At 69.7% G+C, this 15,457-nt stretch carries 13 protein-coding genes and 1 pseudogene; all 14 read left to right on the forward strand.

Going from position 1 to position 15,457, the window contains the following annotated elements; translation table 11 throughout:
* The first annotated feature begins 97 nt into the window (after positions 1-97).
* The 14 genes and pseudogenes from AB0M48_RS38305 to AB0M48_RS38370 all read left to right on the forward strand — a co-directional run bounded on the left by AB0M48_RS38305 (position 98) and on the right by AB0M48_RS38370 (position 15,388).
* Entirely contained in the window at positions 98-1,057 is a 960-nt protein-coding gene (locus AB0M48_RS38305) for a TIGR03885 family FMN-dependent LLM class oxidoreductase (RefSeq protein WP_363851844.1), read from the forward strand.
* Complete coding sequence (locus AB0M48_RS38310) at positions 1,054-2,562, forward strand: alpha-amylase family protein (protein ID WP_363851847.1); 1,509 nt, start codon at positions 1,054-1,056, stop codon at positions 2,560-2,562. Before AB0M48_RS38305 ends, AB0M48_RS38310 begins: the two co-directional genes overlap by 4 nt.
* A 70-nt stretch (positions 2,563-2,632) precedes the next feature.
* Positions 2,633-3,643: an L-erythro-3,5-diaminohexanoate dehydrogenase gene (locus AB0M48_RS38315; RefSeq protein ID WP_363851849.1), complete on the forward strand. Its 1,011-nt coding sequence runs from the start codon at positions 2,633-2,635 to the stop codon at positions 3,641-3,643.
* On the forward strand, positions 3,636-5,183 hold the full coding sequence (locus AB0M48_RS38320) for an amidohydrolase (RefSeq protein WP_363851983.1): 1,548 nt from the start codon (positions 3,636-3,638) through the stop codon (positions 5,181-5,183). The genes AB0M48_RS38315 and AB0M48_RS38320 overlap by 8 nt, the downstream gene beginning before the upstream one ends.
* A gap of 3 nt (positions 5,184-5,186) precedes the next feature.
* Positions 5,187-6,758, forward strand: coding sequence for a lysine 5,6-aminomutase subunit alpha (locus AB0M48_RS38325; RefSeq protein ID WP_363851851.1), 1,572 nt, complete (start codon positions 5,187-5,189; stop codon positions 6,756-6,758).
* Positions 6,751-7,503 carry an OAM dimerization domain-containing protein gene (locus AB0M48_RS38330; protein ID WP_363851854.1) on the forward strand — a complete coding sequence of 251 codons (753 nt, stop codon included), beginning with the start codon at positions 6,751-6,753 and terminating at the stop codon, positions 7,501-7,503. The genes AB0M48_RS38325 and AB0M48_RS38330 overlap by 8 nt, the downstream gene beginning before the upstream one ends.
* A 26-nt stretch (positions 7,504-7,529) precedes the next feature.
* Positions 7,530-7,898, forward strand: a complete 369-nt coding sequence (locus AB0M48_RS38335) for a hotdog fold domain-containing protein (protein ID WP_363851858.1) — start codon at positions 7,530-7,532, stop codon at positions 7,896-7,898.
* Between the two features lie 166 nt (positions 7,899-8,064).
* Positions 8,065-8,418 (forward strand): GntR family transcriptional regulator, encoded by a 354-nt coding sequence (locus AB0M48_RS38340; RefSeq protein WP_266035365.1) that lies wholly within the window; start codon positions 8,065-8,067, stop codon positions 8,416-8,418.
* Positions 8,419-8,725: 307 nt separating this feature from the next.
* On the forward strand, positions 8,726-9,892 hold the full coding sequence (locus AB0M48_RS38345) for an acyl-CoA dehydrogenase family protein (protein ID WP_363851863.1): 1,167 nt from the start codon (positions 8,726-8,728) through the stop codon (positions 9,890-9,892).
* Positions 9,889-11,877, forward strand: a complete 1,989-nt coding sequence (locus AB0M48_RS38350; RefSeq protein ID WP_363851866.1) for an acetate--CoA ligase family protein — start codon at positions 9,889-9,891, stop codon at positions 11,875-11,877. Before AB0M48_RS38345 ends, AB0M48_RS38350 begins: the two co-directional genes overlap by 4 nt.
* A gap of 72 nt (positions 11,878-11,949) precedes the next feature.
* Positions 11,950-12,510 (forward strand): DUF4360 domain-containing protein, encoded by a 561-nt coding sequence (locus AB0M48_RS38355; protein WP_363851869.1) that lies wholly within the window; start codon positions 11,950-11,952, stop codon positions 12,508-12,510.
* 258 nt (positions 12,511-12,768) lie between these two features.
* Positions 12,769-13,785, forward strand: a pseudogene (gene rho, locus AB0M48_RS38360) (transcription termination factor Rho); the annotation flags it as partial.
* A 25-nt stretch (positions 13,786-13,810) separates the two neighbouring features.
* Positions 13,811-14,950, forward strand: a complete 1,140-nt coding sequence (locus AB0M48_RS38365) for a Glu/Leu/Phe/Val dehydrogenase dimerization domain-containing protein (RefSeq protein WP_363851872.1) — start codon at positions 13,811-13,813, stop codon at positions 14,948-14,950.
* A 9-nt stretch (positions 14,951-14,959) separates the two neighbouring features.
* Entirely contained in the window at positions 14,960-15,388 is a 429-nt protein-coding gene (locus AB0M48_RS38370; protein ID WP_363851875.1) for an SRPBCC family protein, read from the forward strand.
* Positions 15,389-15,457 lie beyond the last annotated feature (69 nt).

Here is a 15,457-nt window from a genome sequence, read left to right on the forward strand (position 1 = left end):
GTTCCTCCTCCGCGGTGAGGGTGCTGCACTCAACACGGACGCCGTTGCGAGTCGGTTCAAGCTTTCCCGAAGTTTTCGATTGGGTACCTGAAGTGCCATGACGGTCTATGGCATCCATGCGTCACACGAGCAGATACACCCCGCAGACCTGCTTACCGCCGTGCGCAGGGCTGAGGAGGCAGGGTTCGGCGCGGCGATGAGCTCAGACCACTTCTCACCCTGGAGCGCACGTCAGGGGCAGTCCGGGTTCGCCTGGTCCTGGCTCGGCGCGGCACTGCAGGCCACCGAACTGCCGTTCGGCGTGGTCACCGCCCCGGGACAGCGCTACCACCCGGCGATCACCGCCCAGGCGATCGGCACGCTGGCCGCGATGAACCCCGGCCGGTTCTGGGCCGCGCTCGGCACCGGCGAGGCGAGCAACGAGCACATCACCGGCGACGGATGGCCCCGCAAGGACGTGCGCACCGCACGGTTGCGCGAGTGCGTCGACGTGATCCGCGCGCTGCTGTCCGGCGAGGAGGTCAGCCACGACGGCCTGGTCACGGTCGACCGCGCCAAGCTCTGGACCCTGCCCGACGAGGTGCCCCTGCTGATCGGCGCCGCCGTGAGCCCGCAGACCGCCCGCTGGTGCGCTGAGTGGGCCGACGGGCTGATCACGGTCAACGCACCGCCCGAACGGCTCCGCGAGCTCGCGGACGCCTATCGGGACGCGGGCGGCAAGGGCAAGCTGCACCTGCAGGTGCACCTGAGCTGGGCCGATGACGACGACACGGCTCTCGCGATCGCGCATGACCAGTGGCGGACCAACATCTTCCGCCCGCCGGTCTGCTGGGACCTGGAACTGGCCGAGCACTTCGACGTGGTCGCCGAGCGCGTCACGCCGGCCGAGGTGGCCGAGGTCGTGAACGTGTCCTCGGACCTGAAGTGGCACGCCGAGCGGCTGAACGAGTACGCGTCGCTGGGCTTCGAGGAGATCTACCTGCACCACGTGGGCCAGGACCTGATCCCGTTCGTCGACGCGTTCGGCGAGCACGTGTTGCCGGAGGTGACCGCGTGATCCGCACGTCCGACGTCTGGTGGAAGAACGCCGTTCTGTACTGCCTGGACGTGGAGACCTTCTCCAGTGACGGCTTCCGCGGCGCGACCGAACGCATCGACCACCTCCACGCCCTGGGCGTGACGTGCGTGTGGTTGATGCCGTTCTACCCGACCGCCGAACGCGACGACGGCTACGACATCACCGATTTCTACTCCGTAGACCCACGTCTGGGTTCGCTGGGCGACTTCGTGGAGTTCGTGCGCACCGCACGAGACAGAGGCATGCGCGTGATCGCCGACCTCGTGGTCAACCACACCTCTGACCAGCACCCGTGGTTCCACGACCCGGAGAAGCGCGACTGGTACGTGTGGGCGGACGAGCCCCAGAGCGACGGACCGCAGGGAATCACCTTCCCCGACAAGGAGAACTCGCTCTGGGAGTACTCCGAGGAGGTGGGCAGGTACTACCTGCACCGCTTCTACAAGCACCAGCCCGACCTCAACGTGTCCAACCCCCAGGTGCGCGACGAGATCGCGCGCATCATGGGCTTCTGGATGGAACTGGGGCTGAGCGGGTTCCGGGTGGACGCGGTCCCGTTCCTGCTGGAGCACAACGACCCCGCGGACGCCGTCTCGCTGCCCGACCCGCACGACTACCTCACCGACCTGCGGGCGTTCCTCAACCGCCGCAACGGTGAAGGCGTGCTGCTGGGCGAGGTGAACCTGCCGTACAAGGACACGATGGCCTTCTACGGCCAGGGCGTCGGCGACGAGCTGACCATGTGCTTCGACTTCGTCGGAATGCAGGCGATGTACCTGTCGCTGGCGCGGCGATCGAGCGGACCGCTGGTCAAGGCGCTGCAGGAACGGCCGGAGCCGCCGCGGGACGGGCACTGGGCGACGTTCGTGCGCAACCACGACGAGCTGACCCTGGACAAGCTGCCCACCGACGAACGGCAGGAGGTCTTCGACGCCTTCGGGCCGGAGAAGTCCATGCAGCTCTACGGACGAGGCCTGCGCCGGCGGCTGCCCGGCATGCTCGGAGGCGACCAGCGCCGCATCCGGATGGTCTACAGCCTGCTCTTCACCCTGCCGGGAACGCCGGTGCTGTTCTACGGCGAGGAGATCGGGCTGGAGGAGGACCTGTCGCTGGAGGGCAGGATGGCGGTGCGCGTGCCGATGGACTGGGACGCCGCGGGCGAGCAGCGCCACGACCCGGAGTCGTTGCTGGTCTGGATGCGGCTCATGATCGCGCGGTACCGGGAGTGCCCGGAGCTCGCGTGGGGCACGTTCCAGGTGCTCGACACGGGAGAGCCGCGCGTGTTCGCTCACCGCGCGGACTGCGATGGAGGCTCTGTCATCGCCGTGCACAACCTCTCGGATCAAGAGCTCACGGTGCGGGTCCCGGCCGAAGGTGTGCTCGCGGATCTGCTCACGGGAGGCCGCGTGAAGCCCGCGAAGATCGGCGCCAAGGTCGACCTCGCGCCGTACGACTGCCGTTGGTATCGCCTGATGCCTGAGTGATACTTGCGCAATCTTGACGCCTCACGTGAAGATATCTTCGAGACAGCGTCGTCGACCGAAGGATTTTCGCGTGAGCGCGTACGGATTGCACCGCGTCATCGAGCCCGCCGGCGTCCTGCCGCAGCAGGCCTGGCGGCTCGACGCGAACCCCGTGCCCGCTGCCGACGAGGTGATCGTCGCGGTCGAGCGGCTCAACCTGGACGCGGCCTCGTTCCGGCAGCTCAGGGAGCAGCACGGCAGCGGCGCGGCGGTCCGGCAGGCCGTGCTCGACATCGTCGGTGAGCGCGGCAAGATGCAGAACCCGGTCACCGGCTCGGGCGGCATGCTGCTCGGCACCGTGCTCGAGGTGGGGCCGGAGTCGCCGCTCGGGCTCAAGGCCGGCGACCGGATCGCGACGCTGGTCAGCCTCACGCTGACGCCGCTGCGGATCAACGACGGCCTGCAGGACTGGGACGGCGAGGACGAGCAGGTGCCGTGCCGGGGGACCGCGGTGCTGTTCGGGCGGTCCATCGCGGCCGTGCTGCCGGACGACATGCCGAACGAGCTGGCGTTGTCCGTGCTCGACGTGTGCGGTGCGCCGGCGCTGACGGACCGTGTCGTGCGCAAGCATCCCGGTGGCTCGGTACTCGTGCTCGGTGGTGGCGGTAAGTCCGGCTCGCTTTCTCTCGCGGCCGCGCGTCAGGCCGGTGCGTCGCGCCTCGTCGCGTTGGTGCCGACCGAACGTGAGGCAGCGCAGGTGCTCGAAGCCGGTCTCGCGGACGAGGTCGTGATCGCGGACGCGCGCAATCCGGTGGCCGTGGCCGAGGCCGTGGGCAAGCAGGTCGATGTCACGGTCGTGTGCGTGGACGTGCCGGGGTGCGAGCACGGCGCCATCCTCGCGACCGCGGACGGCGGCACCGTGATCTTCTTCTCGATGGCGACCTCGTTCAGCGCCGCCGCTTTGGGAGCGGAGGGTCTGGCGGCGGACGTGGAGATGATCGTCGGCAACGGGTATGTGCCTGGTCACGCCCAGTTCGCGCTGGACCTCGTCCGGACCCAGGCGGGTGTGCGGGCGTTGTTCGAGCAACGGCAGACTGCGTGACGTGAGTACGCAACTTTTGGTCGGCGGCCGCATCTACGCACCGGATGCGACGGCGATGGCCGTCACGGACGGTGTCGTCGTGTGGATCGGACAGGACTCGGTCGGGCACGCGCTGCACCCGGACGCCGAGGTCATCGAGCTCGGCGGCGCCTTCGTCGCGCCCGCGTTCGTCGACGCGCACGTGCACGCCACGTCCGCCGGTCTGCTCCTGACCGGCCTCGACCTGACGAAGACGTCCTCTGTGGACGAACTGCTCGACCAGGTGCGCTCCGCCGAGGGCCCTCTGGTCTGGGGTCACGGGTGGGACGAGACGCGCTGGCCGGAGAACCGCCCGCCGACGCGCGCCGAGATCGACGAGGCCGCTCAGGGCAAGACGGTGTACCTGTCGCGCATCGACGTGCACTCCGCCCTGGTCTCCTCGGATTTGATCAGCGACGAGGCCCGTGCCGCCGACGGGTTCTCCGCCGACGGCCCTCTCTCGCGTGCCGCACACCACCACGTGCGCGGCACGGCGAAAGCCGCCATCACGCCCGAACAGCGCCAGGCCGCACAACTCGCGTTCCTGAACCACGCGGCGTCAAAAGGCATCGCGTCCGTGCACGAGTGCGCCGGCCCGGACATCTCCGGCGAGGACGACCTGCGCGAACTCCTCGCGCTCACCGAAGGCCCCGAGGTGGTGGCCTACTGGGGTGCGCACGACCTGCCGGACGTTCCGGTCCGCGGACTCGCCGGCGACCACTTCGTCGACGGTGCCCTCGGTTCCCGCACGGCCGCGCTGACCGAGCCCTACGCCGACGCTGACACGTCCGGAGCGCTCTACCTCGACGGCCGCCAGATCGCCGACCACCTGGTCAAGTGCACCGAGCTGGGACTGCAGGCGGGGTTCCACGTCATCGGCGACGCCGCGATGGCCGCCGTGATCGAGGGCTTCTCCCTGGCGGAGAAGGCACTCGGCACCCCCGAGCTCGCCTCGGCCCGCCACCGCCTCGAACACGTCGAGATGGTGTCGAAGGAGCAGGCGGAGAAACTGGCCGGGTGGGGCGTCGTCGCCTCCGTCCAGCCGCTGTTCGACGCCGAGTGGGGCGGCCCGGCCGGTATGTACGCGCAGCGACTCGGTGCTGAGCGCGGTGTGGGGCTGAACCCCTTTTCGCGGCTCGCCGCCGCGGGCGTGGTGCTCGCGTTCGGTTCGGACACCCCGGTGACCGCCATCGACCCGTGGGCCGCCGTGCGCGCGGCGGTGCACCACAAGACCGACGGTTACGGCGTCTCCCCACGCGCCGCCTTCACCGCGCACACGCGTGGTGGCTGGCGGGCGGCGGGCGTGAACGACGGCCTGACCGGCACCCTGCAGCCCGGCGCGCCCGCGACCTACGCGGTGTGGGAGACCGGTGACCTGGTCGTCGCGGGCAGCGACGCGCGGGTGCAGCGCTGGTCCACCGACCCGCGTTCCGGCGTGCCCGGACTGCCCGACCTCACCGGCCCTGCGCCGGTCTGCGTGCGAACCGTCCTGAACGGCCGGACGATTTACGAGAGGAAGTGACTCATGGCGTTGCTCGACCTCGACCCCTCGGTGGTCGCCACCGCGCGCGCACTCGCGGCGCGGGCGGCCGAACCGGTGGTGTCCCTCGCGAAGGCGCACACCACCGTCGCCGTCGAGCGCGCCACACTCCGCCTGGCGGGCATCACCGGCGCGGACTCCACGCACCGCGCCGGTGACGTCCCGTGGGTCAACCGCGTGATCGACACGGTCCGCGAGCAGTGCGGGCTGGAGCACGGTGTGGTGCTGCCGGCGTTCCACGCGCTGCGCGAGCACGACCTCGGCACCCTCACCGAACTGGCCGAGGCCACGGCGGCGGGCCAGATCCAGTTCAGGATTCCCACCGGCAAGGACCTGACGGCGGCGCGCAAGGCCTCGACGTCCGCCGTGGCCAAGGGCCTCAAGGCGGTCGACCGCAACCGGGCCCAGCGCGACAAGCTGATCACCAAGCTCGGTGATCCCGCGCAACGCCCGTGGATCTACCTGATCGTCGCGACCGGCGACATCGACGAGGACGTCGTCCAGGCCCAGAACGCGGCCCGCGCGGGTGCCGACATCATCGCGGTGATCCGCTCGACCGGGCAGTCGCTGCTCGACTACGTCCCGGAAGGCGCCACGCACCACGGGTTCGCGGGCACGTACGCCACGCAGGAGAACTTCCGGATCATGCGCGCGGCGCTCGACGACGTGTCGAAGGAGGTCGGCCGGTACGTGCGGCTGACCAACTACGCCTCCGGCCTGTGCATGCCGGAAATCGCTGTCCTGGCAGGGCTTCAGCGCCTGGACATGATGCTCAACGACTCGATGTACGGCATCCTGTTCCGCGACATCAACCCGATCCGCACGTTCGTCGACCAGCGCTTCTCCCGCCAGGTGCACGCCCGCGCCGGCATCATCATCAACACCGGCGAGGACAACTACCTCACCACCGCGGACGCCGTCGACGCCGCGCACACCGTCACCGTCTCCCAGCTCCTCAACGAGCACTTCGCCCACGAGGCGGGACTGCCCGACCACCTGCTGGGCCTCGGTCACGCCTTCGAGATCAACCCGAAGGTGCCCGACTCGTTCCGGCTCGAGCTCGCGCACGCGTTGCTGGCCCGCGAACTCTTCCCGGACGCGCCGCTGAAGTGGATGCCGCCGACCAAGCACATGACCGGCGACGTCTTCGACGGCTACCTGCTGGACGGGTTCTTCAACCTCGCGGGTGTCCTCACAGGACAGTCCATTCTGCTCGTCGGCATGATGACCGAGGCCGTCGTGACCCCGTTCCTGTCGGACCGGGACCTGGCCCTGAAGAACGTCCGGTACGTGCTGAACGCGGCGGGCAGCCTCGCCGAGGACTTCCGCCCCGCGCCGGACGGTCTCATCGTCAAGCGCGCGCACCAGGTGCTCGGCGAGGCCGTCGACCTGCTGGAGCGCATCGTCGACGACGGCCTGCTCAACGCCATCGCGGACGGCACGTTCGGCCTGATGAAGCGCCCGGCGGACAAGGGCAAGGGCGCGGACGGCGTCGTCGAGAAGGCGCCCGAGTACTTCAACCCCGCGAGCGAGATGCTGGAGGCCCAGGGTGCCTGACGCGAAGAGGTACGTGCGGCCCTACGGCGACACCACCGGCGACGGCATGATCCAGACGTCGTTCACGCTGCCGATCCCCTTCGGCCCCAAGGCGGACGGCGCGGCGCTGCAGCTCGCGAACAAGATGGGCATGGACCCCGCGATGGTGGTCCACTCGAACCCCATCGGCGACGACTTCACGTTCTTCGTCGTCTACGGGTCGGTGAAGCACCTCGTGGACCTCGACGAGGTCAAGGTCGTCGAGCGCGAGTACCCGCTCCTGACACCGGCCGAGGTGAACTCGGTGCTCAAGAAGGTGTTGCGGCGCAAGCTGGTCGTGGTCGGCGGGTGCATCGGCACGGACGCGCACACGGTCGGCATCGACGCGATCCTCAACATCAAGGGCTTCGCGGGGGAGAAGGGCCTGGAGTACTACCGGGAGCTGAAGGTCGTGAACCTCGGCGCCCAGGTCTCGGTACCGGAGCTGGTCCGCTGCGCCCGCGCCGAGAAGGCCGACGCGGTGCTGATCTCCCAGGTCGTGACCCAGCGCGACGCGCACATCCTGAACACGCAGGAGATGTCGGCGGCGTTCCGCGAGGCGATGGGGGACCGCAGGCCGCTGCTCGTGGCCGGCGGTCCGCGGTTCGACCCGTTGATGGCGGGCGAACTGGGGGTCGATCGAGTGTTCTCCCGGGGTACCACTCCGGGTGAGGTCGCGAGCTACCTGGTGCACGCGATGCAGGCGAAGAAGGGGGTTGCCGCGTGAGCGGGGCTTTGGTCGAAGGTTTCTCGGTGACGCACCGCCGTTACGTCCCGCACTCGCACGCGCACTACGGAGGCAATCTGGTCGACGGGGCCTACGGGCTGGGCATGTTCGGCGACGTCGCCACCGAGCTGCTCATCCACACGGACTCCGACGAGGGACTGTTCGCGGGGTACAGCTCCGTGGAGTTCGTGGCGCCGATCCAGGCCGGTGACGTCATCGAGGCGTCCGCGACGCTGGTGCGCATCGGGAAGCGGTCGCGTGAGATCGAGTTCGAGGCGCGCGTCGTGTGCCGTTCGGCGCCCGAACGCGGTCCGTCGGCGGCCGACCTGCTCGTCGAGCCGATCGTCGTGACGCGGGCGCGCGGCACGGTCGTCGCTCCGACGGCCGCTGAATGACCCGGAAATCCGCCGACAGGTTGATGAGGGGAGCTTTCCCCGACCTCAGGTTGATGAAGGCTCCCCTCATCGGCGTCCGGACCGATTCGAGCTGAATCGACCGCAACCTTCACCGCCTTCTTCCGTTGGTCAATACAGAAGTAGCTACATGCGGGGAGGATGCGGCGTGGTGAAGATCGACCACCAGGGGGAGACACCTCCCTATGAGCAGGTGCGCGTGCACTACGCGCACGCGATCTCGAACCGAGAACTGCCGGTGGGAGCGAAACTGCCCACGGTGCGTGCTCTGGCGAAAGACCTGGGCCTGGCGGTGAACACGGTCGCCCGCGCCTACCGTGAGCTGGAAGAAGCCGGGCTCGTGGAGACCAGGGGCCGCGCGGGCACCGTGGTCAGTGCCAACGGCGACAGCAACCGCGAGCGCGTCCGCGCGGCGGCGGCCCAGTACGCGGCGATGTCCGCGGAGCTGGGCCTCTCGTCGCAGGAGGCCATGGAGATCGTTCGAGCGGCCCTGCGGACGTAGTCACTCGCCTGGGTGTATCGGTTCGTGGAACCGCTGTCCGATCGTCGCGCGGAGGTAGCCGGAGCCGGCTCCTCCGCGCAGGCCGGTCATCGTTCTCGTGCCACGTCAGGTCCCGCTGGACCTCGGGCTGCTCCATGCAGGTGATCAGTACTCCTTCGGGGCTCTTGCCAGGTCGGCCGGACCGACTCACCGTTGTGCGTTTGCCCTGGTAGTCACCCGTTCGCGACCCTCCCCACGCGCCCCGGCGCAGCTAGGCTGCCCCGTGGATCCTGAATAACTGATTCGTCAGTCAAGCTAGGAGAGCGCGATGGGGCGGACCGTCCGCGACGGGCTGCGGCTCACGGCCGAACAGGAGCAGTTCGTCGAACTGGCGAGGGAGTTCGCCGCCAGGGAGATCCGGCCGCGGGGGCGCGCCGTCGACGAGGCGGACACCGAGTCGCCGCTCGACGTGTGGGAGAAGGCGTCCGCGCTCGGGCTGACCTCGTTCATGCTCCCCGAGAAGGTCGGCGGCGGTGGCGTCACCGACCTGCTGACCCAGGTGCTGGTCCAGCAGGAGCTGTGCCACGGCGACATCGGCATCGGCAACCTGGTCACCTCCAACGGCTTCTTCGGCGCGCCGATCGAGCACCTCGGCACGCCCGAGCAGCAGGACCGGTTCCTCAGCCCGCTGGCGGCCGCGTGCCCGCCGCTCACCGCCGTCGCCGTGACCGAGCCCGGCAGCGGATCGGACGCGGCGGGCATCCGGACGTCGGCGCGGCGCGAGGGTGACGAGTACGTCCTCAACGGACAGAAGACCTGGATCTCCAACGCCCCGTACGCCGAGATGTTCGTGATCTTCGCGACGGTGGATCCGTCGCTGAGGTCCCGTGGTGTCACGGCGTTCGTCGTGCCGCGCTCCGCGGCGGGGCTGACGGTCGGGCCGCCGTTCCGGAAGATGGGGCAGCGCGCGATCGTCAACGCCGAGGTGTTCCTGGACGACGTGCGCGTGCCCGTGGAGGACCGGCTCGGCGACGAGGGGCAGGGGTTCGCCGGGCTGATGCGGACGTTCGACGCGTCGCGCATCCTCATCGGCGCGGCCACGACGGGGCTGGCCCGTGCCGCGCTGGACTTCGCCACCTCCTACGCGGCGGAGCGGGTGCAGTTCGGCGTGCCGATCATTCAGCACCAGGCGGTGGCGTTCCGGCTCGCGGACATGGCCACGCGCGTCGACACCTCGCACCTGCTGACCGTGCGCGCGGCGACCTTGTACGACGCGGGGCACGCGGTGGGGCAGGAGTCGGCGATGGCCAAGCTCGTCGGCTCGGAGAACGCCATGTGGTGCACGCACGCGGCCGTGCAGACGCTGGGGGGCAACGGGTATTCCCGTGACTACCCCGTCGAGCGCTGGATGCGCGACGCGAAGCTCGAGGAGATCGAAGAGGGCACCTCGGACATCCAGCGCCTGATCATCTCCCGCGGCCTCGGTGCGAGATGATCTTCTCCGATCCCGCGTCCGTCGCCGTCGTCGGCGCCAGCGACGACCCCGCCAAGTGGGGCCACTGGCTCGCGCGCGGCGCCCTCGTCGGTCATGGCCGCCGCGCCGTGCACCTGGTGAACCGGGGCGGTGGAGCCGTTCTGGGCCAGCCCACCGTGCGCTCGCTGTCCGAACTCGCCGAGGCCCCCGAACTGGTCGTGCTCGCCGTGCCCGCGGCGCACGTGCCCGCCGTGGTGGACGAGGCGCTCGCGGCCGGCGTGCGCGGTTTCGTCGGCATCACCTCGGGAATCGACGATCGCGTCATCCGCCGGATCCGTGACGCGGGCGCGCGGCTGCTCGGCCCGAACTGCCTGGGCGTGTTCGACGCGGCGACGTCGCTGCACCTGGCCTGGGGCCGGTTCCAGGCGGGCTCGCTGGGCGTGGTGTCGCAGAGCGGACAGGTCGGGCTGGAGATCGCCGGGCTCGCCGCGTCGTCGGGCACGGGCGTCTCGCGGTTCGTCTCGGTGGGCAACCAGGCGGACGTGACGGCCACGGAAGCGTTGCTGGACCTCGTGTCCCACGACCTGACCACCGTGGTGGGGGTCTACCTGGAGAGCTTCGGCCCCGGCGTCGTGGCGGCCATGTCGGAACTGCGCGCGGCCGGCAAGCCCGTGGTGCTGCTGACCGTCGGGTCCTCGGTCGCCGCCCGCGAAGCCGCCCGCACGCACACCGGCGCCCTGACGTCGTCGTCGGACGTGGTGGACGCGGCCTGCCGCCGGGCGGGCGCGGTCCGCGTGACGACACCCGCGGCTCTGGTGGACCTGGCGGCGGTGCTGACGTCCGGGGTGCCGCGCGGGGGCAGGGTGGGGATCATCTCCGACTCGGGCGGGCAGGGCGCGATCGCGGCGGACCTCGCGGTGGCGGCCGGCCTGACGATGCCCGCCCTGTCCGTTGTGGACGGTCTGCCGGCGGGTGCGTCGACGCGGAACCCGATCGACCTCGCGGGAGCGGGGGAGCAGGACCTGGCGAACTACTTCCGGACGGTCGAGGTGCTGGCGCGCGGGGGTGAGGTCGACGCGGTCGTGCTGTCGGGCTACTTCGGCAGCTACGGGTCGGACGCACCCTCGCTGGAGTCCGCGGAAGTGGCGGTGGCATCCCACATCTGTGGCCTGGCAAAGGAAACCGGCGTCACCGTCGTCGTGCACAGCATGTGCGAGGACTCCGCCGCGGTCCGGGTGCTGCGGGCAGGCGGCATCCCGGTGCACCACACGATCGAACGCACCGTCGCCGCGCTGGGCCACGCGAACCGGCTGGGCAGAACCTCGCTGGAGGTCGTGCCGCGCACCGCGACCACCACCCCGTTCCGTCCTGGTTACCTCGCGGCCCGCGAACTGCTGAGCTTCGTGGAGTTCCCCAGGGCCCACGCCATCACGACCGTCGCCGACGTCACCGCGACCACCCTGAAGGGGCCGTTCGCGCTCAAGGCCGACTGGCTGCCCCACAAGAGCGAGCACGGCGGAGTGCGGATCAACCTCACCGACCCCGTAGCGGCGTTCGAGGAGATGCGGGCAAGACTTGGCCCCGGCACCTATGTCCTCGAGGAGATGGACACGCGCGAGCACAGCGTCGAACTGATCATCGGCGCGAAGCGCGACCACTCGTTCGGCCCGGTCGTTCTCGTCGGCGCGGGCGGCGTCCACGCGGAGTTGTTCGCAGACACCGCGATCGAGCTCGCCCCCGTCACTCCCGCCACGGCACGGGACATGCTGGCCCGCCTGGTCTCCGCCCCGCTGCTGTCCGGCTGGCGCGGTGCCCCGGCACCCGACGTGGCGGCGCTGGCCGAGGTGATCGCCCAGGTCTCCCAGACGCTCGCGGCGCGACCGGACCTCGCCGAGATCGAGCTGAACCCCGTGCGCGTCGGCCCCGACGGTGTGCTGGCGGTCGACGCGCTGATCGTCCCTTCGGCGGAAGCGGCGACCGGCACGGGCGGGCAACGCGTGGCCTGACCGCCCCGGCTGCTCCGATTGCGGGATTGCGGGCCCCGATAGGTTCTCCTGCAGTGACGTGAGGAGGCCTCGATGCTGGTTGTGGTGGCGCTGCTGGCCTTCCTCGTGCCCCCGCCCGGCCCGGTGACGATCGACGTCGTCAGCGTGGGCGGCTCGGGGTGCCCGGCCGGCACGACGAACGTCGCCATGTCGCTGGACAACGAGGCGTTCACCGTCACCTACAGCGACTTCCTGGTGCAGGGCAACGGGAACGAGGCCAAGCGGAGCTGCACGATCGCCCTGCGCATCAACCACGCGGCCGGGTACACGTTCGGCATCGCGGCCACGGACTACCGCGGGTTCGCGCATCTGACCGACAAGGTGCGCGGTGTGGTGCGCAACGACTACTGGTTCCCCGGTTTCCCCACGCGGCACAGCAGCCGCACGTATCAGGCGCCGATGAGTGACAACTGGCAGGTGACCGACACGCCCAGCGGGGTGGCGCACGGGCCGTGCAAGGATCGCAAGCCGTTGACCGTGGAGACCGAGCTGAAGCTCACCGGCAAGGGGGCCGGCAGCTTCATGACCATGGACTCGACCGACTCGAGCGTGAGCACGACGTTCCGGCTCTCGTGGAAGAAGTGCGCGGAATAACGAGCGCGCCGTTGACGTTCTCTGCTACAGTCCGTTCGTACCCGGCGGTGCGCAGGTAAGCGCACGTAAGTTCCGACCAGCTGCTGGACGATCACAACGCCGCAGCCGACACCTCCGGCTTCTCACGCCGGCGGGCCCACATCAGATGCAGTCGGATCAACGGCATCTGCAGCGCTCTCCTCCCGTCGCACCTCGTGCGCGGAGTCGACGAAGCGCGCTTCGAACAACCCTCCTGAAAGGACAGACCCGATGCACATCGGTGTACTCGACGTACGTAACAACAAGGCGTTTCTCGTGGACGGACCGCAGGTTCCGCAGAGTCTCGTGAGGCAGTACGACCTGCGCCGCGGCGACCAGATCAGCGGCGAAGCGGAGAACGACAAGCTCGTCGGCGTCGACACGGTCAACGGACGTGCGCCGCACAAGCGGCCACGCTTCGAGGACTTGACGCCCCTTTATCCCAACGAGCGGCTGCGGCTGGAGCACGATCCGAACGAGCTCACCAGCCGGGCAATCGACCTGGTCATGCCGGTCGGCAAGGGGCAGCGGGCGCTGATCGTCGCGCCGCCCAAGGCCGGTAAGACCATTGTGCTGCAACAGATCGCGGCCGCGATCGCCAAGAACCACCCCGAGGCCCATCTCATCGTCGCGCTCGTCGGCGAACGGCCGGAGGAGGTGACCGACATGCGCACCACGATCCCGGGCGAGATGTTCACCTCGACCTTCGACGAGCACCCTGGCGAGCACATCCGGGTCGCCGAACTCGCTGTGGAGCGGGCCAAGCGGCTCGTGGAGGACGGTCAGGACGTGGTGATCCTGCTCGACTCGCTGACGCGGCTCGGGCGTGCCTACAACCTCGCGCAGCCCAACGGCGGGCGCATTCTCAGCGGCGGGATCGACGCTCGTGCGCTGACGCCGCCGAAGCAGTTCCTGGGTTCGGCACGGAACATCGAGAGCGGCGGCAGTCTCACGATCTTCGCCACCGCGCTCGTCGAGACCGGGTCGCTCGCCGACACGGCGATCTTCGAGGAGCTCAAGAGCACCGGCAACGCCGAGCTGAAGCTCGACCGCAAGGCGGCGCAGCGGCGGATCTACCCCGCGATCGACCTCCAGCAGTCGAGCACGCGCAAGGCGGAACTGCTGGTGTCGCAGCAGGAACTCGCCATCACGGACGCGCTGCGCCGGGCCATGGCGGACCGGGACATCGACGTGATCGTCGACGGACTGCGCAAGACGCAGAGCAACGCGGAGTTCCTCATGCAGATGTCGAGGTGACGCTTCAGGTGGTTGACTGGCGGCGATGAGCTTCCTCCAGATCACGTGGACCGATCCGGCGACCCTGGCGCGCGGCTACCTGGTCATCGACCGGCTGGTACGCGGGGTCAGCAGCGGAGGTCTGCGGATGCGCGCGGGCTGCACGCTCGACGAGGTCCGCGGGCTGGCCGAGGGCATGACCGCCAAGGAAGCCCTCAACTACGACCCCGACGCGCGCTACGTCCCGCTCGGCGGCGCCAAGGGCGGCATCGACTTCGACCCCTACGACCCGCGGGCGAAGGACGTTCTCACGGCCTACCTGTACGCCATGTCCCCCTACATCGAACGCTTCTGGACGATGGGTGAGGACCTGGGGCTGCGACAGTCCACCATCGACGAGGCCATCGCGAAGATCGGCCTCCAGTCGTCCATCCAGGCGGTCTACCCGCTGCTCGACGACGAGCGCAAGGCCAGGCAACGCCTCGCGGACGCGTTCGAGGTCACCGTCGACGGCGTCAGCCTCGACGAACTGGCCGGCGGCTACGGCGTGGCCGAGGCCGCGCTGACCGGCATCCAACATCTCCACCTGCACAACCCCACCGCGTTCGTACAGGGTTTCGGCTCGATGGGCGGCGCCACCGCGCGCTACCTCGCCCAGGCCGGCGTCAAGGTCGTCGGGCTCGCGGACGTCCACGGCGTCGTGGCCAACCCGGCCGGGCTCGACGTGGAAACCCTTCTGCTGTCCCGGGACGCGCACGGCGCCATCGACCGGACGAGACTGCGCGCCGAAGACCGCGAACTCGACGGTGACCGGTGGCTCGACGTCGAGGCGGACGTCCTGGTCCCCGCCGCCACGAGCTACGCGATCAACGAGCACAACGCGACCAGGGTCAACGCCGAACTGATCGTCGAAGCCGCCAACATGCCCGTCACGCCCGAGGCGGAGGCGATGATCGACGCGTTGATCATCCCGGACGTCGTCGCGAACTCCGCCACGAACTCCTGGTGGTGGTGGACCCTGTTCGGCGACATCGACGCCACGGCCGAATCGGCGTTCGAGAAGATCGGCACGACCATGCGCCGGCTCGTCACGAAGGTCCTCGACGACCCCGAGTCACCACGCGCGGCAGCGCGACGACTCGCGGCCGACGCGCTGGACGAGATCGAGCAGCGGTTCCGGTCGTAGACTCGGCGCATGCCAGGCCTGGAGCACACCATCACGATCGCGGCCCCGCCCGAACGCGTCTGGGCGGTGCTCATCGACGTCGAGCGCTGGCCGGAACGCATCCCGACGGTCGACTCCGTGGAACGCCTCGACGAAGGCCCGTTCACCGTCGGCTCCAGCGCCCGCCTCCGGCAACCGAAGCTGCCCGAGGCCGTGTGGACGGTGACCGAACTGACCGAGGGCACCTCGTACACCTGGGAGTCGAAGTCCCCCGGCGTCCTCGGCGTCGCCTCGCACGTCGTCGAGCCGCATCCCGAAGGCACCCGGCTCACCCTCGCGCTGACCGTGTCCGGCCCGCTCGCGGGGGTCGGCTGGCTGATGACGAAGGCGAGGGCCAAGCGGTACGTCGAGACCGAGGCCGCCTCGATCAAGAAGGTCGCCGAGCAGAGCCAGGACTAAGCCCCTGGCCGGCGGTCTCATCCGCTACCCCGCACACCAGACTTGAGCGGGCCCGGCTCAAGTCTCTAG

The organism is Lentzea sp. NPDC051208 (genome assembly GCF_040682435.1).
Lineage (GTDB): Bacteria > Actinomycetota > Actinomycetes > Mycobacteriales > Pseudonocardiaceae > Lentzea > Lentzea kristufekii.

What these genes read in the sequence shown, in the direction of transcription:
- AB0M48_RS38355 (WP_363851869.1), top strand. Translation starts at nt 11,950, where the DNA reads ATGCTGGTTGTGGTGGCGCTGCTGGCCTTCCTCGTGCCCCCGCCCGGC.
- AB0M48_RS38305 (WP_363851844.1), top strand. Translation starts at nt 98, where the DNA reads ATGACGGTCTATGGCATCCATGCGTCACACGAGCAGATACACCCCGCA.
- AB0M48_RS38365 (WP_363851872.1), top strand. Translation starts at nt 13,811, where the DNA reads ATGAGCTTCCTCCAGATCACGTGGACCGATCCGGCGACCCTGGCGCGC.
- AB0M48_RS38370 (WP_363851875.1), top strand. Translation starts at nt 14,960, where the DNA reads ATGCCAGGCCTGGAGCACACCATCACGATCGCGGCCCCGCCCGAACGC.
- AB0M48_RS38325 (WP_363851851.1), top strand. Translation starts at nt 5,187, where the DNA reads ATGGCGTTGCTCGACCTCGACCCCTCGGTGGTCGCCACCGCGCGCGCA.
- AB0M48_RS38350 (WP_363851866.1), top strand. Translation starts at nt 9,889, where the DNA reads ATGATCTTCTCCGATCCCGCGTCCGTCGCCGTCGTCGGCGCCAGCGAC.
- AB0M48_RS38345 (WP_363851863.1), top strand. Translation starts at nt 8,726, where the DNA reads ATGGGGCGGACCGTCCGCGACGGGCTGCGGCTCACGGCCGAACAGGAG.